The organism is Burkholderia sp. PU8-34 (assembly GCF_053427725.1).
The window spans coordinates 64,005-84,651 of sequence record NZ_JBSAXC010000007.1; the positions used below are offsets into that span (position 1 = coordinate 64,005).

General features: G+C 67.5%; 22 protein-coding genes and 1 pseudogene. 12 read left to right on the forward strand and 11 right to left on the reverse strand.

What is annotated here, in order from left to right; all coding sequences use genetic code 11:
* Positions 1–52: 52 nt before the first annotated feature.
* Positions 53–1,042: a chemotaxis protein CheB gene (locus tag ACV22Z_RS18265; RefSeq protein ID WP_448077689.1), complete on the reverse strand. Its 990-nt coding sequence runs from the start codon at positions 1,040–1,042 to the stop codon at positions 53–55.
* A gap of 615 nt (positions 1,043–1,657) precedes the next feature.
* On the opposite strand from ACV22Z_RS18265, the gene ACV22Z_RS18270 reads away from it, so the two are divergent.
* From ACV22Z_RS18270 to pgaA, 5 genes are all read left to right on the forward strand, one after another.
* Entirely contained in the window at positions 1,658–2,047 is a 390-nt protein-coding gene (locus ACV22Z_RS18270; protein WP_448077690.1) for a hypothetical protein, read from the forward strand.
* A gap of 99 nt (positions 2,048–2,146) precedes the next feature.
* Positions 2,147–2,344, forward strand: coding sequence for a hypothetical protein (locus ACV22Z_RS18275; RefSeq protein ID WP_448077691.1), 198 nt, complete (start codon positions 2,147–2,149; stop codon positions 2,342–2,344).
* A 130-nt stretch (positions 2,345–2,474) separates the two neighbouring features.
* Positions 2,475–3,029 carry a phasin family protein gene (locus tag ACV22Z_RS18280; RefSeq protein WP_448077692.1) on the forward strand — a complete coding sequence of 185 codons (555 nt, stop codon included), beginning with the start codon at positions 2,475–2,477 and terminating at the stop codon, positions 3,027–3,029.
* A gap of 433 nt (positions 3,030–3,462) precedes the next feature.
* Positions 3,463–3,882 carry a hypothetical protein gene (locus ACV22Z_RS18285; RefSeq protein ID WP_448077693.1) on the forward strand — a complete coding sequence of 140 codons (420 nt, stop codon included), beginning with the start codon at positions 3,463–3,465 and terminating at the stop codon, positions 3,880–3,882.
* A gap of 306 nt (positions 3,883–4,188) precedes the next feature.
* Positions 4,189–6,195, forward strand: coding sequence for a poly-beta-1,6 N-acetyl-D-glucosamine export porin PgaA (gene pgaA, locus ACV22Z_RS18290; RefSeq protein ID WP_448077694.1), 2,007 nt, complete (start codon positions 4,189–4,191; stop codon positions 6,193–6,195).
* Between the two features lie 155 nt (positions 6,196–6,350).
* On the opposite strand, the gene ACV22Z_RS18295 is transcribed toward pgaA, so the two are convergent.
* The gene (locus ACV22Z_RS18295) at positions 6,351–6,527 is read right to left on the reverse strand and encodes a CsbD family protein (RefSeq protein WP_448077695.1); all 177 of its coding nucleotides are present in this window, start codon (positions 6,525–6,527) and stop codon (positions 6,351–6,353) included.
* Positions 6,528–6,543: 16 nt separating this feature from the next.
* Positions 6,544–8,322, reverse strand: a complete 1,779-nt coding sequence (locus ACV22Z_RS18300; protein ID WP_448077935.1) for a glycoside hydrolase family 15 protein — start codon at positions 8,320–8,322, stop codon at positions 6,544–6,546.
* Between the two features lie 389 nt (positions 8,323–8,711).
* On the opposite strand from ACV22Z_RS18300, the gene ACV22Z_RS18305 reads away from it, so the two are divergent.
* Both ACV22Z_RS18305 and ACV22Z_RS18310 read left to right on the forward strand, forming a co-directional pair.
* Complete coding sequence (locus ACV22Z_RS18305; protein WP_448077696.1) at positions 8,712–9,044, forward strand: hypothetical protein; 333 nt, start codon at positions 8,712–8,714, stop codon at positions 9,042–9,044.
* An 11-nt stretch (positions 9,045–9,055) separates the two neighbouring features.
* Positions 9,056–9,392: pseudogene (locus tag ACV22Z_RS18310) on the forward strand (hypothetical protein); the annotation flags it as partial.
* A 12-nt stretch (positions 9,393–9,404) separates the two neighbouring features.
* Here the strand turns inward: ACV22Z_RS18310 and ACV22Z_RS18315 are convergent.
* Positions 9,405–9,728: a DUF3022 domain-containing protein gene (locus ACV22Z_RS18315; RefSeq protein ID WP_448077697.1), complete on the reverse strand. Its 324-nt coding sequence runs from the start codon at positions 9,726–9,728 to the stop codon at positions 9,405–9,407.
* Positions 9,729–9,997: 269 nt separating this feature from the next.
* Between ACV22Z_RS18315 and ACV22Z_RS18320 the strand changes: the two genes are divergently transcribed.
* Together ACV22Z_RS18320 and ACV22Z_RS18325 are read left to right on the forward strand one after the other, a co-directional pair.
* The gene (locus ACV22Z_RS18320; RefSeq protein ID WP_448077698.1) at positions 9,998–10,354 is read left to right on the forward strand and encodes a DUF3175 domain-containing protein; all 357 of its coding nucleotides are present in this window, start codon (positions 9,998–10,000) and stop codon (positions 10,352–10,354) included.
* Positions 10,355–10,388: 34 nt separating this feature from the next.
* Complete coding sequence (locus ACV22Z_RS18325; protein WP_448077699.1) at positions 10,389–11,708, forward strand: cation:proton antiporter; 1,320 nt, start codon at positions 10,389–10,391, stop codon at positions 11,706–11,708.
* Between the two features lie 4 nt (positions 11,709–11,712).
* Here ACV22Z_RS18325 and ACV22Z_RS18330 read toward each other — a convergent pair whose 3' ends face one another.
* From ACV22Z_RS18330 to ACV22Z_RS18345, 4 genes are all read right to left on the reverse strand, one after another.
* On the reverse strand, positions 11,713–12,096 hold the full coding sequence (locus ACV22Z_RS18330) for a DUF3022 domain-containing protein (RefSeq protein ID WP_448077700.1): 384 nt from the start codon (positions 12,094–12,096) through the stop codon (positions 11,713–11,715).
* 38 nt (positions 12,097–12,134) lie between these two features.
* Positions 12,135–12,296, reverse strand: coding sequence for a DUF1328 family protein (locus ACV22Z_RS18335; RefSeq protein ID WP_448077701.1), 162 nt, complete (start codon positions 12,294–12,296; stop codon positions 12,135–12,137).
* A gap of 43 nt (positions 12,297–12,339) precedes the next feature.
* The gene (gene rpoN, locus ACV22Z_RS18340; RefSeq protein ID WP_448077702.1) at positions 12,340–13,770 is read right to left on the reverse strand and encodes an RNA polymerase factor sigma-54; all 1,431 of its coding nucleotides are present in this window, start codon (positions 13,768–13,770) and stop codon (positions 12,340–12,342) included.
* A gap of 595 nt (positions 13,771–14,365) precedes the next feature.
* Positions 14,366–14,677: a hypothetical protein gene (locus tag ACV22Z_RS18345; RefSeq protein ID WP_448077703.1), complete on the reverse strand. Its 312-nt coding sequence runs from the start codon at positions 14,675–14,677 to the stop codon at positions 14,366–14,368.
* 45 nt (positions 14,678–14,722) lie between these two features.
* On the opposite strand from ACV22Z_RS18345, the gene ACV22Z_RS18350 reads away from it, so the two are divergent.
* Positions 14,723–15,082, forward strand: a complete 360-nt coding sequence (locus tag ACV22Z_RS18350; RefSeq protein ID WP_448077704.1) for a hypothetical protein — start codon at positions 14,723–14,725, stop codon at positions 15,080–15,082.
* Between the two features lie 91 nt (positions 15,083–15,173).
* Positions 15,174–15,665, forward strand: coding sequence for a PRC-barrel domain-containing protein (locus tag ACV22Z_RS18355; RefSeq protein ID WP_448077705.1), 492 nt, complete (start codon positions 15,174–15,176; stop codon positions 15,663–15,665).
* 137 nt (positions 15,666–15,802) lie between these two features.
* On the opposite strand, the gene ACV22Z_RS18360 is transcribed toward ACV22Z_RS18355, so the two are convergent.
* The 3 genes from ACV22Z_RS18360 to ACV22Z_RS18370 form a co-directional block, all read right to left on the reverse strand.
* Entirely contained in the window at positions 15,803–18,109 is a 2,307-nt protein-coding gene (locus ACV22Z_RS18360; RefSeq protein ID WP_448077706.1) for a PAS domain-containing hybrid sensor histidine kinase/response regulator, read from the reverse strand.
* A gap of 85 nt (positions 18,110–18,194) precedes the next feature.
* Complete coding sequence (locus tag ACV22Z_RS18365) at positions 18,195–19,589, reverse strand: sigma-54-dependent transcriptional regulator (protein ID WP_448077707.1); 1,395 nt, start codon at positions 19,587–19,589, stop codon at positions 18,195–18,197.
* A gap of 414 nt (positions 19,590–20,003) precedes the next feature.
* A complete protein-coding gene (locus tag ACV22Z_RS18370) occupies positions 20,004–20,195 on the reverse strand; it encodes a hypothetical protein (RefSeq protein ID WP_448077708.1) in 192 nt (63 codons plus the stop codon).
* Positions 20,196–20,215: 20 nt separating this feature from the next.
* On the opposite strand from ACV22Z_RS18370, the gene ACV22Z_RS18375 reads away from it, so the two are divergent.
* Complete coding sequence (locus ACV22Z_RS18375; RefSeq protein ID WP_448077709.1) at positions 20,216–20,647, forward strand: CBS domain-containing protein; 432 nt, start codon at positions 20,216–20,218, stop codon at positions 20,645–20,647.

Below are 20,647 nucleotides of genomic sequence, written 5' to 3' on the forward strand. Positions count from 1 at the left end.
GTCGGGCAGGCTCCTGGCCTGCTTGCACCAAGATGCGCGGGGTAAACCTCTATTATCCTTCGACAAGCATCGACTGCAAGATTTTTGCCGCCATGCCGGCGCGATGGGCCGCTGCCTCCTCCCGCTCCTGCGCGGCCGAGTCGCCGCAGCGGAAAAAGTGCTCGCTGAGCGCACGGCTCATCATCTCGCTCTCACGCAATGCGCGCAGTGCGTCGCGCAGCGAGCGCTCGACGTCCTCACGTCGGCCCTGCGCCAGAGAGGCCGCCGAGTAGGCGTGGCCTGTATGGCATCGGTAACGCAACAGACCGGTATTCGTCAGACGCCACAGCGTGCCGTTGCACTCCGGACAGGTCAGCGTGGAGGGGGGCGCAATGCGGCTCAGCTCGCCGGGCGGCTCATTGTCGGCCGTCCATGCACGCTGCTCGCTGGTGATGCGCTCGACGGCACGCCGCCGCGTGCTCTCGTCGGGCATCGATGCATGCAGCCCGTCGCCCGTCAATTCAATCAGCCGGTGCGCCAGACCGGCGATCGGCAGCACGTAGTCGGCATACGGACACGCGTGCAACGGCATGTCGCATGCGAATGCTTCGGCCGGGTCCTGGACGATCGTCGTTCCGCCACACGACCGGATGGCCTCGAGGCCGGCTGCGCCGTCGTCCAGCAGGCCCGTCAGGATGACGCCGATCACGCGCGGCCCCATCTCGGCGGCGACACTGCGAAACAACGGATCGATCGCGGGTCGCGCAAAGTTCTCCTTCGCGCCATGCAGCAGGCGAAAGTGGCCGCCTTCGACAATCAGATGCTGATCCGGGGGCGCCACGTAAATCCTCCCGGGCAGGTACGTTTCGCCATCTTCGGCATGCACGGCACGCAGCGGGCCGGAATCGCTCAAGAGCGATGGCAGCACGCTGCCGTGTGCGCCGACGTGCAGCACGATCGCGACCGTCGCCGGCAGATCCTGAGGAAGCCGGGACACGAGGGCACGAAGCGTATCTACACCGCCCGATGACGTGCCGATTGCGATGAAGTCTCGTTGTGTCAATTTGACTCCGCTGGGCTGGATACTTAAGTGTAGGCAACCGGGCTGCGCCGCCGGCCCCGTCCTTCGACCGATCGATCCGGTCCTGCCCCGGACTGGCGTCAAGCGGCAACGCGCGTTGCGCTGCGCGGGCCACCGGATCTTCATACTTTTCACGGGTGCCGCACTGCCGCGCAGCGCGTTGCAGAAACCGGAATCTGCGATGCGCGGGATAGTGCAACGCCAGCGGCGATGAGCTTGCCGGTGGAAACATTGTCATCGGATCCGGGCGTCCCTCGTGCTGACGATTTCGCAGGGGCGGGCCCTTGGAGATGACACGCTGAATGCGCAATTTTCGTGCCGCGCGGCGCGCCATCTCGCCGACACCCGATCGTGACAGCAGGCTGGCCCGATTTGTCGCGGCGTCTCGACCCGTTCGCCATCGATGAGCCGAAGGCGCCGCGTTCTCACGCTCAATCGCATCGGTGAGCGAAATACCGCTCCTGCCTACCGCCGGCGCGCGTGTCCGAAATCAACGATATACGGACATACTCCCATCGTGTACTACCCGCCGCCCCCTGGCATATGCTTCGTATGCCTCCTCCAGGCTCGAACAATCCCCCTTCACCGGTAATCGCGATGGTCGTTCAAAGGCTCTCGATCCGTGCTGACTTCGGCAAGCTGAAGGTCATCGCGGTCTGGCAATGCCTTGCAAAAAGCGGAATGAAAGTGTGTCGTTGGAGGATGGAAATCGATCGGAAGACCGGCATGGAGTCGATGACGGTCGACGTTGTCGCAGCCGGTCCGGTGTCCACCGCCGATCTCTCCGCCATGCTCGGCGAAGCCCCTCTGGAAATGCGCGTCACGCCGTTTCGTCTGGCGGTGATCTCGAATCCCGGAGCCGAGCATGCATTGGGGCAGGACGGTACGCATGACGGGGCCGCCCCGTCCGCACTCGCGCGTCCCGGTCCGAAGTTGAAGCTGGTCGCAGATGTCACGGATCACATCACGTGTTCCACGCACCCATGATCGCGCGCAAGCGCGACACGTGATCCCGGCTTTCGGTCATCACGACCGACACGCGATGAAGCGGTAAAACCCGCCTATTACACATTCCAGGAGACAGAAATGCTGAGCCCTCACGAATTGGCGGCGCTCATGCTGGTCAAGTCGTCGCCAGACCAGATCGACATGGACCGCGAGGAACTCGATACGCTGCTCGAGCAGCAACTCGTCGTACTCGAGCGACTCGCGTCCGGCGCGCGCCGTCCCTATGTGACGAATGACGGCGAATCGCTGCTTCGGGCCATGACACGGAGACATTGACCGGCCCCTGTCGACCGACCGGGTCGTGGCGGCCATTCGCGACGGGCGAAAGCCGCGACATGCCCCCACGACGACGCGCCTGACAGGTGCAGATTCACTGCAATTCATTCAATCCAGGAGAGTGTTGAACATGCAAACCCATGAGCTGGTTTCAGGCGCACAGCGCGCCAATCTCGACGTTGCTTTCGATCTGGTCGGCACGATGGTCGATGGCGTCGGGAAACTGGCTGAACTCAACGCGCGCTTCGTGCGGTCGGCGCTGAAGGACGCGCTGGAGATCGGGCAGAACACGATCGTCAAGCCGCAAGACTGGGTGGCGATCCAGGGTGCGACCATGGCGCCGATGGCCGAGAAGGTTCAGTCCTACAGCAGCGAGTTCTGGGGAATCGTGTCATCCGCTCAGGCGGCCCTCCTCAAAGCCGCACAGGCGGGAAGCGACACGTATGTGCGTCGGGTCCAGACCTTCGTCGAAGACGCGACGAAAAATGCGCCGGCCGGCTCCGAGGCGGCCGTGGCTGCATTGAACTCGGCGATCGATGCCGCCAACATGTTCTATCAGACGCTCGGGAAAACCGGGCAGCAGGCGGTCGAAGTCGCGCAAAGCAACTTCGATGTGGCCGCGGCCGCGGTGTCGAAGAGCACCAGGCGCGCGATCGAGCAGCAGCAGCAGGCGGCAAAGCGATAATCTGCGTTGCGGTGCCGCCGCATGGCATCGCATGTCGTTCACGCAAGCGAACGGTTTCCCTGGCCAACCACGCGTGGATCGACCACGCATTCACTGTCATCTGCCGGACTTCACGCGCGCTCGTCAGCGCCGGAATCGATCGAGCGCGCGTGTTCGACTTGCCGATGGTCTCGGTTGAACACGACCGCTGATCGAACCCGGTGAGCATCCGCAAAACCGGCTCCTGTTCCAGCGGCACGCTCGTACGCATGCCAGCCCCATCACGCAGAACGTTTCCGGTTTGAAACAGCACTATTTTCGAAACGTAGCACGACAATTCGCCTGATTTTTCATTCGCAATCGCCACACGAATGACGTGGTTCGCAATGGAGAATACGCATTGCGTTTTCCGACCCGGAAAGTATGCTTTCGTTACCTGCAACCGGAGGCCGCCATGTCACCTTCGCCGCGAATGCCGGCGCTACCGGTTGCAACCGTCGTTGCCTCGGTGTTGTGTGCGAGCGCAACTGCAACCGCGATTGCTCAAACGGCGCCGACCGAGCCGGGCCAGCGATATTCGATCTCTTATATCTGCGGCGATACAGCCATTGACCGGACGGCACCGCTCCCATCCGACGGGCGTCCGTACAACCTGGGCGTGTCGTTTGTATCCGCCCAGACCGGCAATCCGCTCGTCGGCGTCCAGGTGCGATTGAGGCGGCATGGCCGCGTCCTCGTCGAGTTCATGGCCTCAGGATCGCGCTGCCTGTTCAGCGTTCCCGACGCGAGCTACCGGATCGAGGGAACGTACCAGGGAGACATGAAGTACGCGATCCTCGAAACGGGGACGCTGAATGCTCAACTGCGGTGGTAGGTCTTCTACCCGGCCGCCTCCAGAGAGCGCACATGTTCACCCATCAGCGACCCGGTCTCGTCGAGACATCAGTCGATCCGACGAACGACGAATCGCAAGCGCGGCTCGGTCGGGCCGTCCGCGCGCCCCCTTGAGCTGCACGCGCGAATCCGGTCATCCACGGAAGCTGGACGCCAGATCGTGCGTGCGACTCACAACACGATTGAAATAAATCCTTCGAAGGGAGCGTACCAAGTGAACAACGTTTGCAAGCGCAGAATCATTCGCATGCCGCACAACCGGCGGATGCTCGTTCAGGCGCCACTCATGTTGCTGCTTGTTGCATCCGCAACGTGCATGGCCGCGGAGGGGGACGCCGGGCCCAGCGGGTCCGGCAAGGTCGCCGAGACCGCTGCAGCCCCCAAGCCATCGGGCGCGCAGCCGGCCGATGCCGCAGCGGTCCGTGCCGAAGTATTCGATCTCGCCACGGGCGGCGGCGCCGTCAAGGCGCTCGACGAAGCGAAGGCCCGGCCCGACATCTTTTCCGCGTTCGATCTCGCGCAGCTGGAGGAACTCTCGATCCGCCAGCAGGTGCGCGGCGGACGCGACAAGGCCCGAGCTATGACGAGCCCCGATCGCTTCGACGGGATCGACACGGCACTGCACGCCGCGGACGATCTCGACGCGAGAATGCCGGCCACGCCCGAATACTCGCCGGTCCGCACGGCGCTCGCGGGCGACCGGACGGTCGCCTATGCCGCCCGGGGCGACATGCGCAAGGCGGTGGCGACGTTCGAAACGATCCCCCCCGATGCGGAAGTCTCGATCGATGCGCTGGCCGGCGCCGGCGATGCGTACCTGTATCTGAACGAGCCGGGCAAGGCCTCGGCGGCCTATCAGCGCGCGCTGGCCCAGGCGAGCGCGACGCCGACCGACCGCGCGACGCGCGGCTTCCAGTATGGCGCGCGCACGCGCCCGATCGAATTGCGCGAGGGCTTGTTCTGGTCGTATGTCGACCAGGGCCGCGCGCAGGACGCGAGCAACGTGCTCGACGACATGCGCAAGTCGCTGCCGTCGGCCGAGCAGGTGCATCCATGGGATCAGGGCGGCGACGACTACCTGCGCTACTACCGGCTGCACGCGCAGTACCTGATCTATACGGGCAGGGTCGACGAAGGGATCGCCGAGCTGGAGAAGCTCGAGAACGAAATCCCGTTCAACTCCGAGGTCCGCGCCGCGCATGCCGACGCCGTGTCGGGCCAGTCGCACCCGCGTCAGGCGATGGCGATGTACAACGCGTCGCTGACCGACCACCCGGACAGCGTCGAGGTCCTTGCCGGGCTCGGCCGCGCGGCACTCGTGGCGGACGATTACGAAACCGCGAAGAAGGTCGACCAGACCCTCGGGAACACGTTCCCGGACAATGGCGCGGTGCGCCAGTTCAAGCGCGACTACAACGCGTACCGCAGCCCGGTGCTGACCACGGAGCTGAGCTACGAGCACGGCAACAGCGTGCTGGCCGACAACCAGTTCACGTCGGACACCTATCTGTACTCGCAGCCGTTCGGCGACAACTGGCGCGTGTTCTCCCATACCTTTTACGGGTATGGGCAAACCGATACCGGCAACCTCAGCCGCACGCGCACGGGCGTCGGCGGCGATTACCGGCACGGGCCATTGACCGTGCAGGCCGAGGCCACACGCTCGTTCGGCTCGGACGGCCGCACCGGCGGCCGCGGTTCCGTCACCTACAACCTCGACGACTACTGGACGGTGGCCGGCGCGCTCGACAGCAACGACAACACGCTGCCGTGGAAGGCCTATGTCGCACACATCTGGGGCAAATCCGCGAATGTCGAGGTGAAGTGGCGCCAGAACGATCGGCGCGAGGTCAGCTTGAGCTACGGCGCGAGCCGCTACAGCGACACGAACTTCCACCAGGAAATCGCGGCGACCGGCACGCAGCGCGTGTTCACGTCCGCGAACCAGCTCGTCAACGTGTCGCTGAATCTCGGCACCGACAGCAACTCGAAGCAGGACACCCCGTACTTCAGCCCGGGGCGCGACTACGCGGTTGCGGCAACCGTCATGCATCAATGGATGATGTGGAAGAAGGGCGACATGGCGCTGCGGCAGAACCTCTCCGCGTCGGGCGGCGCGTACAACGAGCGTGGCTTCGGCACGAGTGCGCTGTGGAGCGCCCGGCTCGAACACGCGTGGACATTCAAGCACGACATCACGCTGAGCTACGGCATCGAAGTCGCCAGCCATGCGTACGACGGCACGCGGGAGCGCTCGGAAACGGGCTTCCTGTCGCTCAACCTGCCGTTCTAGGCTCCGGCCGTCGGCGAGCCTGTCGTCACGCGTGGCGACTCGGCGAAAATGCGGCTCGGGCGCCGCGCCATGACAACCTTGGCGCCGGCGGTGCGAACTGCCGGCGCACCGGCATCAAGGGCGTCGGCGCGGCTTCTCCGGGCAGGCGGCAGGCGCTACGGCCGCTTCCTGAACCGCTCCTTCGCATCGCCGAATGACGCCTGTGTCTTGCCGACGACCTGCTCGGCCCGGCCCTTCAATCGGCTCGTCCGGTTTCCCGTGACCTTGCCGACCGCCTCCGTCAGTTTGCCCTTTGCTTCCTTGATGCGGCCTTTTACCTGGTCCTTGTTCATGGCATTGCTCCTTGAATCAGCCGACGCCGAGATCGTCGCGCCCGGTGCCCGACAGCGCGAGCGCCGTGTTGACGAGCGCGACCTGCGCGAGCATGAACGGGAAATTGCCGCACATCCGCGCCGCGCGGGTGTCGTATTCCTCGGCGAGCAGCCCGACGTCGTTGCGCAACGCAAGCAGCCGCTCGAACAGCATGCGCGCGTCGCGCCTGCGGCCCTGCATCCAGCGCACCTTCGCGAGCCAGAAGCTGGCCGCGACGAATGTGCCTTCGTCGCCCTCGCAGCCGTCGACGAAGCGCGAGGGCCGGTAGCGCCGCAGCAGCCCGTCGTCGAGCAGTTCCGCCTCGAGCGCGGCGACTGTGGCCGCGACACGCGGATCCGACGCGTCGAGAAAACCGGTCAGCGGAATCAGCAGCAGGCTCGCATCGAGGCCGCCGCCGCCGTAGCGTTCGACGAACCGGCCGAGCTGCGCATCGTAGCCGTGCGCGAGCACGTCGGCCCGGATCTCGTCCGCCCAGCGCCGCCACGCGTCGAGCGGTGCGCGATGGCCGAACGCGCGCGCGGACCGGAAGGCGCTCTCGACGGCCGCCCACACCATCACTTTTGAAGACGTGAACTGGCTGCGGCCGCTGCGCACTTCCCAGATCCCTTCGTCCGGCTCGCGCCAGATCGTGCTCAGGTGCTCGAGCAGCCGCAGTTCGAGGGTCCACGCGTCCTGGTCCTGCGGCAGGCCGTGCAGGCGCGCCTGATAGAGCGCGCCCAGCACCTCGCCATACACGTCGAGCTGCTGTTGCTGCGCGGCCGCGTTGCCGAACCGTACCGGCCGCGTCCCCGCGTAGCCCGCCAGGTGGCTGGCGATCCATTCGTCCGCACGCCGGCCGCCGTCAGCCGCATACAGCACCTGGAGCTGCGAAGGGTGGTCGGCGATCGCGCGGACGAGCCAGTCGCGCCAGCGCGCGGCCTCGTCGCGATAGCCGCAGCGCACGAGCGCGCGCAGCGTGAAGCTTGCGTCGCGCAGCCAGCAGTACCGGTAGTCCCAATTGCGTCCGCCGCCGACTTGCTCGGGCAGCGAACTCGTCGGCGCCGCGACAATGCCGCCGGTACGCACGCTCGACAGCAGCTTCACGGTGACGAGCGCACGCTCGATCGGGTCGCGATACGGCCCGCGCGCGGTGTTGCGCGCACGCCAGCCGCTCCAGAACGCGTGGGTCGAATGCAGCGATGCGTAAGGATCCGGCACGGGCGGCGGCGGCTCGTACGAGCGAGCATAGCTGACGCAGAAATCGACGCGATCGCCCGCCGCGATCCGTTGCGTGCCCACGAGACGATCGCACCTGGCCGACAGGTCGGCCATCGAGTCGAGCCAGACCGCATGACCGCCGGTCAGCATCCGCCAGCGCCGGCCGAGCCGGCTGCACCACGGCAACGCGCGGCCGCAATCGAAGCGCACCGCGATATCGACGTCGAGCGTGACCGTGCCGCGCTCGCCGCGCACGCTGCGGACAATGCACGGGGCGGGCGCCGCCCAGTGCATCCAGTCGCACAGCACGATGCGCCCCGATGCCGTGTCGAACGTCGTTTCGAGGATCGCGGTGCCCGGCAGATAGTGACGCGTCACTTGCACGACCTGCTCGCGCGGCGCCAGCCGGAAGCGGCCGTTGTCCGGCGTGCCGACGAGCGCCGCGAAGCACGGGTCGGAATCGAAGTCCGGCCAGCAGAGCCAGTCGATGCTGCCGTCGCACCCGACGAGCGCCGCGCTGCGGCCGTCGCCGATGAGCGCGTAATCCTCGATCCGCATCGGGTTCACCCGCGTCGCCGCGGTCTGATTCGCGGCGCTTTTCATGGTCACGCTCCTTTTGTCGGGATGTCCGATGAGGTGCCGCGAGCCCTCCCTGGCACTGCACGCGACGCGGCACCCACCCGCTTCGGAGCAATCGTCATGCCGCGTCAGATGGCCGCCGCACGCCTCGCTCGCGTGCGACTTTTTACAATTACGCTGTAACGTGCACGCGGCTGCGCCGGCGGCACGGTCGATCGCCGCGGCGGCATGGGGCAGGAACGCCCTATGCGGGCCAATTCACGCGGCGGGGTAACGGCGATGGTCAGCCACCGACCGCCCGGCGATCGGCAGAACCTCGCCGGCAGACGCACATTCCGCCCCGACGACCCTTGGCCAAGGAGGCGCGCATGACCCGATTCGACCTGCTCTCCTATCTCGTGACAAGCCAGATCGCCGCCCGCATACAGACCGGCCGATGGCTTCCGCCCGACGTGCTTGTCGCACGCATGCACACCTGGCTGTCGTGCCACCGGATCGAGTTCGACTGGCTCGAACGGCTCCGCATCGGTGCGGCATCCGTAACGGTCTCGCGCAGCATCTTCGACATGGCGACGGAGCGGACCGACCTGGCGCTCGGCGGCCGCATCCGGACCGACATGGACACGCCCCAACTGAAGGCGCTGCATGCGCGCTGCCAGGCGCTGCTGCAACGCCCCGACGCCGGCGGCGAAGACGCGTGATGACGCCTGAGGCGCGTCCGCGCCTGCGCATCTACGTGCTCGCGTGGGACTTCGCGATGATCTACGCGCTCGAGCGCGACTGGCCGCCCGTGTATCGCACGGGCTGGCAAGCCCATCGCGGGATCGTGTTCCAGCTCGACGGCGCGCATCCGCGCGGCCCGGCAACACCTGTACATCGAGAACCAGTACTTTACGGCGGCCGTCGTGCGCGAGACGCTGTCGTCGCGCCTCGCCGACGCATGCGCGCCGGATGTGACCGTCGTCGCGCCGCCCGCCCACGGCGGCTGGCTGCAGGCAGCAACGATGGGCGTGCTGCGCGCACGCCTGCATGCCGAACTCGTCGCGGCCGCCGATTGATCGTCAATGCAGGCGGGTCGCCACGTCAATCAGCTCATCCGTTATCAGAACGGTCAGCTGGCACTCGTCCGCTTGCCCGGGCAGGCACTCGACCGTTTGCTGCACGGCGTCTTGCAGCAGTACGTGGACGCGCCCACGTGCGGCGGCATCGAGATTCGCATAGCGTTCCATCGCCCAGCAATCGAATACGAGGTCGATCGCCGGACCCGGGGCACCGCCGGGCGCGGCGCTGGCCGCGGCGGCCCATGCCGCATGAAAAGTGATCGTGCCCGTCTCCGGGTCGAAGCGGATGGTTGTGTCCAGTTCCCTATCGGCATACGAATGCATGATGTTCTCCGGTGAATTGGCCGGGCCACCCCCTCTGTCGGCGGCGGCGTCGTGCAGGTGCCTGCGTCGGCGCGCGTGAGGCTCGATCGTTGCCCGGGTCGGTTGCGAATACATCGCGTATGGCTGCCCTCCGTCAAAACATGCACCCGGTAAGTTTTTCGCAATCAGCGTGCCCGCTCCCCTGCTCCGGGTTCACCGCACGCCGTGCGGCACGCGAATTGCGGCACGCCGTGCCAGTCTGTTTCACCTGCTTCGATGGAGGACGATCGATGAGTCAACCTTCAGCAGCGCGAGGCCGTGGAAAACGCCTCGCGCGACGGCCCGGCCGAAGCCGCAGTGCCGATCCACGAGAGCGCAAGCGCTGGTCCGGCGAGGTCACGCGCACCAGCGATGCGCTCGACATCGAGCCGGGCATCTTCAAGAGCGACGATCCGGACGCGATCGCGGCGTCGCTGAAACGCTCGGCCGAGCGCAGCCGGCGCCGCAAGGCGACGCCGTTCCAGTCAGCCATGTCGATGCTGAACTTCTACGTGAACCGCGCCGGCCGCAATCTGCCGAAATCGCGACGGGCGACGCTCGAGCGCGCGAAACGGAAGCTGCGCGAGGCATTCGGCCGCGGCCCTTGACGCGGCCCGCGGCCGTCCGCGCTGAAGACCGCACATGCACGAAACCCTCTGGTACCTGATCGTCGGCGCGGTGTTGATGGGCATGGGCATTGCCACCTCGGCGCTGCGCCATCTGCCGTGCAGCACGGCGATGATCTATCTGCTGCTCGGGGTGCTGCTGGGCCCGGCCGGCGCGGGCCTGCTGCACCTCGACCTCGAACGCGACGCGCCGTTGCTGCGCAGCGTTGTCGAGGTCGCGCTGCTCGTGTCGCTGTTCGCGATCGGGCTGCGGCTGCGCGTGCCGCTGTTCGACCCGCTCTGGCTCGTCCCGTGCCGGCTCGGGTTCCTGGCGATGATCGTCACCGTGCCGCTCGTCGCCGGCTGCGCGGTGCTCGCGCTGGGGCTCGACTGGGGGCCCGCGGTGCTGCTTGCGGCGATCCTCGCGCCCACCGACCCGGTGCTCGCGCACGACGTGCAGGTGCGCGACCCGGGCGACCGCGATCTCGTGCGCTTCGCGCTGTCGGGCGAAGGTGGCCTGAACGACGGCATCGCGCTGCCGTTCGCGCTCGCGGGACTCGCGCTGTGCGGCAATCCGGACGCGACGCACCGGATGCCGCCGCTGTCCGCCGGGTTCGCGCTGGCCGCGCTGTGGGGCATCGCCGGCGCGGCCGTGATCGGCGGCGCGCTCGGCTGGACGACAACGAAGACGATCGGCTGGCTGCGCACGCAACATGCGCAGGCGCTGGGCCTCGAGGGATTTTTCGCGCTCGCGCTGATCGTGCTGTCGTTCGGTGCCGCGCAGCTCGCGCATGCGTTCGGTTTCATCGCCACGTTCGCCGCTGGCGTCGCGATGCGGCGCGTCGAACACCAGGCCAGCGGCGATCGCGCGCCGCGCGAAGTGATCGGCAAGATCGATTCGGCGGACGTCGTCGCCACCGAGAAGCATCCGGAAAAGGCGCACGCGTACATGGCCGAATCGGTGCTGGGCTTCACGATCGAACTCGAGCGCATCGCGGAGGCGGTCGTGATGACGATGGTGGGCGGCGTGCTCGCAACGCTTCCAGGCCCGCTGATCACGTGGCGCACGGCTGGGTTGACCGCCATGCTGTTCCTCGTGGTGCGGCCGGCTGCCGTCGTGCTGTCGCTGGCAGGCTCGCGCGCGACGCGCGTGCAGCGGCGGCTGATGGCGTGGTTCGGCATCCGCGGCATCGGCTCGTTCTACTACCTCGCGTTCGCGCTCGAGCACGGGCCCGCCGACACGGTGCGACCGCTTGCTGCGCCGGTGCTGGCGGTTGTCGCCGCATCGGTGATCGCGCACGGGGTGTCCGCAACGCCGTTGATGAGCCGGTATCACCGGCGGCCGCGGCGGCACTGATCCGTCACGGGCCGCGCGCCGCGTCGTCGATCGTCTGCACCGTCACGCCGACGCTCGCGCTGCAGTCGATCGCCTCGTCCTCGACGCGCGGCTTGCGCTCGTCCACCGCGCGCCGCGCGACGTCGCACAGGTGCGCCTTCACGCGCAGGCGGCCCGAGATGTCGAGGGCCGCGAAGTGCGCGAGCACGCCCGGTTCCAGCACGAGGTCGACCGCGCAACGCCACTCGCGGCCGCTGTCGCCGACCGGCAGGCGAACCCACGACACCTGGATCGTCAGGCGGCCCGACGCGTCGTCCGCGTGCACGACAACGGTCGACTGCGACGGAAAGCCGTTCGCGAGCGCGCGCTCGAGTTCGGCCAGACGCCGCGCGAGCAAAGACGAGGTCATTTCGCCGGGTTCACGTCCGGCTGGGGCGCGGCGGATCGTCATCGTCGGGCCGCGCCGAGGACGAGCGAAACGAGGAAGATCACGATGAAGACGTAGAACAGGATCTTCGCAATCTCGGCCGCGCCCGCCGCGATCCCGCCGAATCCGAAGACCGCCGCGACGATCGCGATGATGAAGAAGATGATGGCGTATCGAAGCATGTGCCCTCCTCGTGGACGAAGATCGTCGAAACGGCTGCGGCCTTCATGCCGGATCGCGCCGCCGCAGGTCGGCGGGCGGAATCTTCATCGCCTGCCGGTACTTGGTCACGGTGCGCCGCGCGATCAGGATCCCGCGGCCGGCGAGGCGCTGCATGAGCGCGACGTCCGACAGCGGCTCGGCGTGCCGCTCCGCGGCGATCATGTCGCGGATCAGCACCTTCGCCGCGGCGGCGGAGCAGTCGCCGTTGCCGGCCGCCTCGAGCCGCCGCGGGAAGAAATGCTTGAACTCGAACGTGCCGTACGGCGTCGCCATGTACTTGTTGCCGGTCGCGCGCGACACCGTCGACTCGTGCAGCTCGAGTTCCTCCGCGATGTCGCGCAGCAGCAGCGGCTTCATCGCGATCTCGCCATAGCGGAAGAAATCCCGCTGGCGCGCAACGATGCAGGCGCCGACGCGCCGGATCGTCTCGAAGCGCTTCTGCGCATTGCGGATCAGCCAGCGCGCCTCCTGCAGTTGCTGGCCGAGCGGCGAATCGCGCTCGCCGCACGTGCGCGCGAACAGCTCCGCATACCGCTGGTGCAGCCGTGTGCGCGGCATCACCGCAGGGTTGGTCGTCACGATCCATTCGCCGCGCACCTCGCGCACGATCACGTCTGGCACGACGTAGTCGCCGCGCGTGCTGCCGTAGTGATTGCCGGGACGCGGATCGAGCCCCCTCACGAGCGCGCACGCGGCATGCAGCGTCTGCGCGTCACAGCCGAGCCGCCGTTGCAGTTCGGCCGTCTCGCGACGGGCGAGGCATGGCAGATGATCGCGGGCGATGGCCTTTGCGTGCACGAGTGCCGGCGTGTCGGCCGGCAGCGCGTCGAGCTGCAGCAGCAGGCATTCGGACGGGCTGCGCGCCGCAATGCCGGGCCGATCGAGCGCCTGCACGAGCCGCAGCGCGACGGCGAGATCCCGTTCGCTCAGCAGTTGCGCCGGGTCGGCCGCGAGCACGAGATCCGGCAGCGCCTGCCGCAGGTAGCCGTCGTCGTCGAGCGCGTCGATGATCAGACGCGCCGCCGCGCGATCGTGCCGGTTCAGCGGATAGAGCCGCAGTGCGTCATGCAGTTGCGCGTGCAACGATGGCTCGGCCGCGCTCCATTCGCCGGCCGCCGCATCGGATACTTCGTCGCCCGCGCGGCCGGGCCCGCGCGCCACGGGCTCGGCCGTATAGGCGATCTCGTCGGACGGCGGCTGCGCACCGTCGAGCGCGGCGGTTTCGGGCGCGGTTGGTTCGGCGGCGGGTGACGCGTCTGCCGCGCCGTCATCGTCGTCGATCCGGACGTCCTCGAGAAACGGATTTCGGTCGAGCGCCTGCCGCAACTCCTGCTGGAACTCGAGCGAAGACATCTGCAACAGGCTCAGCGACTGCTGGAGCCTCGGCGTGAGTGCCAGGTGCTGCCGCATCTGGAGCGCAAGCGTGACGGACATCGTCGGCCTCCTGCTTTTCATCGCATCGGTACGCCAATGACACGCAACATCCACGCCAAGATCGTCAGCGCGCCTGTGCGCTGATGCCGGCTCGGGTTCGAACCCTCACGTCACGACCGGTTTCCCTGCTTTTTTACAAGCGTTCGGCAAGTTTGTTCGTCATGCCTCGAACAGGCGGTCAGGACCGCTCCTCCATCCGGAGTCACGTGCGGGCACGGATGATGCGCGGGTTGGCGCGGCCCATTCCCCCGCGTGGCACATCCGCGCGACGCGCGAGGCCGCTGGTTGCGGCCGTCGTCAATACAACGGGGGCGGTTGCACGCCCTGGGTACTGTGCTCGTCCTTCGATGGCGCCGGAGCAGCACTGCCGGTTGCGGGACGCGTGTCGTAACGACCGTTTGCGTCTTGCGTCGATTGAGACTGCATCGCGCCGCTTTGCTGCGAAGCAACGTCGGGACGCGGGCCATAGGGGCTCGTCTGCGAGCACGCTGCGACACCGCACGCGGCGGCGATCGCCCATGCGGCGGCGCCGCGTATCAGGTTCGGTTTCATCGAAGTCCTCCATAAAATGCAGCCGGCAATGCGCGTGTCGCGCTCAGAACCGGTTGACGTGAAAATCCCCGGCGTAGGCGGTCGGGCTGCGTCGCGCGATCATGGCGGCGAACTCGACCGCGATCCATTTCAGCGCGAGGCGCTTCTGTTCGATATTCCACTGCTCGAATGCCGCGAACGCGTCCTCGTCGAACGTAATCGTCACAGCGGCCGAATGCCCGTGGGCCCGGAAGCCGACATGCAGCACGTTGGCCGGACGCTCCTCGATATGGAACGCCATGCCGCGCGCGTCGAAGTAACGGCCGATCGTCTCGGCAATATCGCGTTTGATGCCGGGCACGACGCGAATGCTCATTGCACGTCTCCCTGTCCCGCCGATGCCCTTCGATCCGCAAGCGGCGTGCCGCCTGCGCTGCACGACGCGAGGCCGCACGCCTGCAACCTCAAGCCGCCGATCATTGAAATACCTGCTTCGACCGCTGCAAAACTTTCAACCGGCGTGAAGCGCTCACGCGTCGCACGCGGCCAGCACGATCCACCATTCGCGGCCAGCATCGTCGGACGCGTGGGCGGCAAGCGCGAAATCGTCCTGCGGCCGGCTCGCCACGCATGCGTCGTCGCCGCCGAAGCATCACGCCGACACGATGCACCGCGCGAGCCGTTGCGAGCCCGCGCGGTGCGCGAATGCGCATTGCGCCAGGGCACGCCGCTTGCTCGATCCGACGCGCGCCTACGCGTATCGAAGCCCAAGCGGACGTGACGACGCGCCGCGCGTCACGCCGGTCCGGACATCCACCCGCGCGACACACTGCCCGATACGGGCGACGTTCGCGCCAGCCAGGAGGACCATCATGAACGCACCCGACCAACGCACAACCCGCATCATCCGCAAGGGACGCGAAACAGCGCGCGGCCCCGGCCCCGACGTCATGGCTGCCAGCACGCTCGAAGGCGACAAGGTGCTCACCGCCGACGGCGACGACGTCGGCAAGCTCAAGGAGATCATGCTCGACGTCGGCTCCGGTCGTATCGCCTATGCGGTGCTGTCGAGCGGCGGCCTGCTCGGGATTGGCGACAAGCTGCTCGCGGTTCCATGGAACGCGCTCACGCTCGATACCGAGCACAAGTGCTTCCTGTTGTCGGTGACGACCGAACAGGTTCGCAACGCGCCGGGATTCGACAAGGATCACTGGCCGGCGCTGGCCGATCCGCAATGGGCCGGGCCGATCCACGACTATTACAGCAGCGTGCCTTACTGGAGTATCGATGACGAGTTCGGCCCCGACATGCCGAAAGACGAGCTGCCGCCGAACTATCCCGGGCGCGACCACGGCCGGCGCTGACACGCAACGGCTGCATCGGCGCGAGCGATCCGCGTGCCACCGATGCGGGGACCACGCATATCCCCCTCGTTCCCGTTCGACGTCGCAGGGCCGGCAAGGGCGCTCAGGTCCGCCGGCCACGCGCCGGCCCGCGCCGTTCAGCCGGCGCCGTCCTTCTCGCGCGCGATCGCCTGCGCGAGCTGCTGCAGGTCGACCGGCTTGCACAGATAGCCGTCGAAGCCCGCCGCCAGCGCGCGGCGCTCGTCGGCGAGCCCCGCATGGGCCGTCACGGCCAGGACGCGCAAGTCCTGAACGTTGTGCTGCGCATCGCGCCGCAACGCGTCGAGCAGCCAGAAGCCGTCGCCGTCGGGCATCGCGAGATCGGACAGCACGACGGTCGGGCACTGGCGCGCGACCCGCGCGAGCGCCTCGCGGCCTGACGACGCGACGTCGACCTCGGCGCCGAGCGTCGCCAGCGCGGCGGACAGGCTCGAGCGCGTCGCGGCGTCGTCGTCCACCACCAGCACACGCTGTCCGTCGAGCATCGCCGGCACATTGCCGATGTCCGCCGATCCGGCGGCCGCCCACGCCATCGGGCCGATCGGCCGCCAGCCGCCCGGCAGCGTCACGGTGAACGTCGTACCGCGGTCGCGTCCGTCGCTCGTCACGGATACCGTGCCGCCATGCAGCTCCACGATGTGACGGACGATCGACAGCCCGAGACCGAGACCGCGGCGCGACGACGCCGGCGAACTGTCCGCGCGCCGGAACGCCTCGAACACGTGCGGCATGAACTCCTCGGCAATGCCCTGCCCCGTATCCGCGACGGTCAGCACTGCGCTTGCGTTGGTCCACGCGAGGCCGACCTTGATGCGCCCGCCATGCGGCGTGAACTTCAGCGCGTTCGACACGAGATTCGACAGCATCTGCCGCAGACGCTCGCCGTCGCCCGTCACGACACAGACATCCAGCGGGCAGTCCGTCTCGAGCACGATGCCGTCCGCTTCTGCCGCGGAGCGGAACGTGCTTGCGACGTCGGCGACGATACGCACGAGATCGACCGGCATCGCGTCGAGACGCAGCCTGCCGGTCGCGAGCGACGACGCGTCGAGGATGTCGCCGACCATCCGCGACAGCGACCGCGCGCTGCGGTCGATCGCGTCGATCGCCTGTTGCTGCAGGTTCGCATCGCCGGCATGACGCAATACCTCGATCCAGCCGTAGATCACGTTGAGCGGCGTGCGCAGCTCGTGCGACATGGTCGCGATCAGCTCGTCCTTGATCCGGTTCGACGTGTCGGCCTGCCTGCGCGCGTTGCGCGCGCCGCGCAATGTGCGCTGCGCGCGGCGATCGCGCTGGCGCTGATCGCCTGAAGGCCGCAGCGTCATCGACAGCGCAACCTGCTCGCGCGTAAAGTCCCGCACCGGTTCCGCCTCGACGGTCGCCCGGAACCGTTCGCCATCGCGCGCGATGCACAGCAGGTCGACGGGACCGATCGCATTGCGCATGTTGCTGAACGTTTCCGCGACCGCGGGCCGCCGCCACCAGCGTGCCGCGATCAGCATCGCGACGTCGCGCCCCAGCACGTCGCTCGCGTCGTGACCGAACATGCGCCGCGCGGCGGGATTCCAGCTGACGATCCGGCGGTCGGCCGCGACGCCGACGATCGCGTCCGGCGACGCGTCGACGACCGCGCGCAGCATGCGGTTCGCTTTGTCGTTTGCCCGTTCCGCACGCGCGTCGCGCAACACCATGACGGCGCCATCGAGGTTGCCTTTCGTGTCGCGAATCGGCGACGCGGTGCCGACGATCGGCAGCGGCGCCTCACGGCCGCCGGTATGCAGCCAGTGCTGCGCCGACACCGCGCCATCGCCGCCTTCGAGCGCGCGCTCGAGCGGCGTGAGCGGCACGCGCCGCCCGTCGTTGTCGTACACCCGCAGCACGTCGCTCACGCGCCGGCCCTGCACGTCGTCCCGCACACAGCCGACCAGCGCCGCAGCGCGTTCGTTCAGGTAGGTGAGCCGGCCTTGCCGGTCGGTCGCCAGCACGCCCAGCGTGAGCGATTGCAGCACGGCCTCGACACGCCGGCGCGCGGCCGTTTCGCGGCGCAGCTGGGCATGATGGAGAAACTGCGCGCGGCGCAGCGCCGACGCAAGCCCGCACGCCAGCGCCCCGAACAGCACGAACGCGCCGAGTTGCAGGAGCCGCTCGGGCAGCGGCAACGTGTAGGCGGACGGATCGGACAGGAACAGCGTCCAGATCAGCGCGCCGCTCACGGCGGTGGCGGCCAGCCCGAACCGGATCGAGGTCGTCCACACGATGACCACGAGCATCGGGTAGTACAGCAGCAGCGGCAGGTTCACCCCGCCAAGCCGGATCGCGACCGCCTGGAGCACGGTCACGGCGGCCACCAGCAGGATCGCGACCACGCAATGTCGGGTGTGCATTCGTGAAAACCGGATCATCGCGTTGCCTCCAGTCGCCGCCCAGCCCTCATCGTTGTCGACAATAGGGCCGGCGACGACATCGCGGCATGCGCGCGCCGACCCATCACGAATCCGGCTTGTCCAACGGCTTTTTGTCCGCGGATTCGGCCGACGCGTCCTCGAGCTGCGCGAGTCGGTTGTAGATGGTCTTCAGGCTGACGTCCAGCAGTTCGGCAGCCTGGGCCTTGACGCCGCCGCACTGCGCGATCGTCCCCTCGATCAGCCGGCGGTCGACTTCCTGCAGCGACGTGCCGAACGGCACGGTCACCCGATCGTCGTGCTGGTCGACCATCGCCGAGAGCTCTTCCATGATGGGCGGCGGCAGCGTTTCGATCACGTCGGCATCGCAGAAAATGCTGGCGCGCTGGACGAAATTACGCAGCTCGCGCACGTTGCCGGGCCACGCATACGATTTCAGCATCTCGCGCGCGGCCAGCGCGAAGCGCTGATTGCGTCCGCTTTCCTCGTTGAAGCCCTGCAGGAATGCATCGGCAAGCATCGGAATGTCATCGCCTCGCTCCCGCAGCGGCGGCAGTGCGATCGGGAACACATTGATCCGGTGATAGAGATCGGGGCGCAGCTTGCCGTCTGCGATCGCGGCTTCCGGATCGCGGTTCGTCGCCGCGATGATCCGCACGTCGACATCGATCTCGCGCGTCGAGCCGAGCCGCGTCAGCTGTCCGGTCTCCAGCACGCGCAGCAGTTTCACCTGCGACTCGACCGGCATTTCGGTGATTTCGTCGAGCAGCAGCGTGCCGCCGTCGGCGCGCTCGAAGAAACCCTTGTGCTGGCGATCGGCCCCCGTGAAGCTGCCGCGGTCGTGGCCGAACATCTCGCTCTCCACGAGGTTGGCCGCGATGGCGCCGCAATTCACGGCGAGAAACGGCCCATTGCGCCGCAAGCTGAGATCGTGAAGCGTCCGGGCCGCCAATTCCTTGCCGGTGCCCGATTCGCCCGTCAGCAGCACCGACGCCTCGGTGCGCGCGACGCGGCCGATCGCGTCGTACATCGCCTGCATGGGCGGCGAACGGCCGAGCATGTGACCGAAGCGCCCGAGGCGCTTGAGCTCCGAACGCAGTTCGGCGATTTCCTCGTGCAGCGCGCCCGTGCGCGGAACGCGCGCGAAAATGCTGGTGAGCCGCTGCATGTTGACCGGTTTCACCAGATAGTCGGTCGCGCCTCGGCGCAGCGCATCGATGGCGGTTTCGAGGCTCGCATGGCCCGTCGTCAGCACCATTTCGCAGTGCGCATGTTTCGGCAGCGCATCGAACAGCGCCATGCCGTTACCGTCAGGGAGCACGAGGTCGCACAGCACGAGATCCGGCGTGTGTGTGGCAACCATCGTGCGGGCCTGCTCGAGCGTGGCCGCCGTGTCGCATGTCAGTTGCTGCGACTTCGCGAGCGCGGCGAGCATCGCGCGCGTATCGGCGTCATCTTCGACAATCAGGACATAGGGCATCCGGACTCCTGGGGGCAGCTGCGGAACGCACTGCCAAGACCGGCGCCAGGCCGATGTCGGCGTGTGCGCGGTGGCGAACGCGTGCAGGAAGGCCGCGGCCTTCTGGCGTGCCGCACGATCGGGACTTGATGATTACTTACGAGTATAGAAGGCATATCGCACAATCCGCGGTCATCGATTCAATCTATCCGGCGGGCGAAGTTCCGGCTGGATCGAGGGTCCGGTTCATTTTCGCCGCCCCGAAGATCGAAACAGGCCACGCATGTCGAGACAAGCGTTGCTGAACGGGATCAAGCGATTTGCGTGCCGGTTCGCCGCCACGAATGCGCACGCGGGCGGCACGGACGTCGCGTGCCGCGCGTGCGCTTTTTTACAACGCCGCTGTAACGTGTGCGCCGCCGCCGGCGCGCGCACTCAGAACCGGTTGACACGCAGCTCGCCCGCATACGCGGTCGGGCTGCGTCGCGCCATCACCTCGGCGAACTCGGCCGCGATGCGCTTCAGCGCGACCCGCTGCCGTTCGATGTCCCACTGCTCGATCACCGCAAACGGCGTGCCGATGCCGCGGCACACGCCGAGGCATGCCGCTTGCTTGTTCGAGCGCACTTACACGTAAGGAGCGCGCCATGCATCTCGTCAAGGAAATCATGTCGAAGGACGTCGTGCACGTCGCGCTGACAGACTCGATTCGCCATGCCGCGCAACTGATGAAGCGCTACGACGTTGGCGTGCTGCCGGTCTGTGACGACGGCCAGCTCGTCGGCGTGGTGACGGACCGCGATATCGTGGTGCGCGCGGTCTGCGCGGGCAAGCCGCCCGAGACGCGTGTCCAGGAAGTTTCGTCTGGGCCGATCGAATTCTGTTGCGAAGACGATGCGCTGGACGACATCCAGCACTACATGGCCGCCGCGCAACTGCACCGCCTGCCGGTCATCGATCGCTACAGGCGGCTCGTCGGCATGCTGTCGCTCGGCGACATCGCGACGCGCGCCGATGGTGCATCGCGCGACGAGGTCGCGAATACGCTCGAAGGCATCTCGCAGCCGCAGCGGACGTGA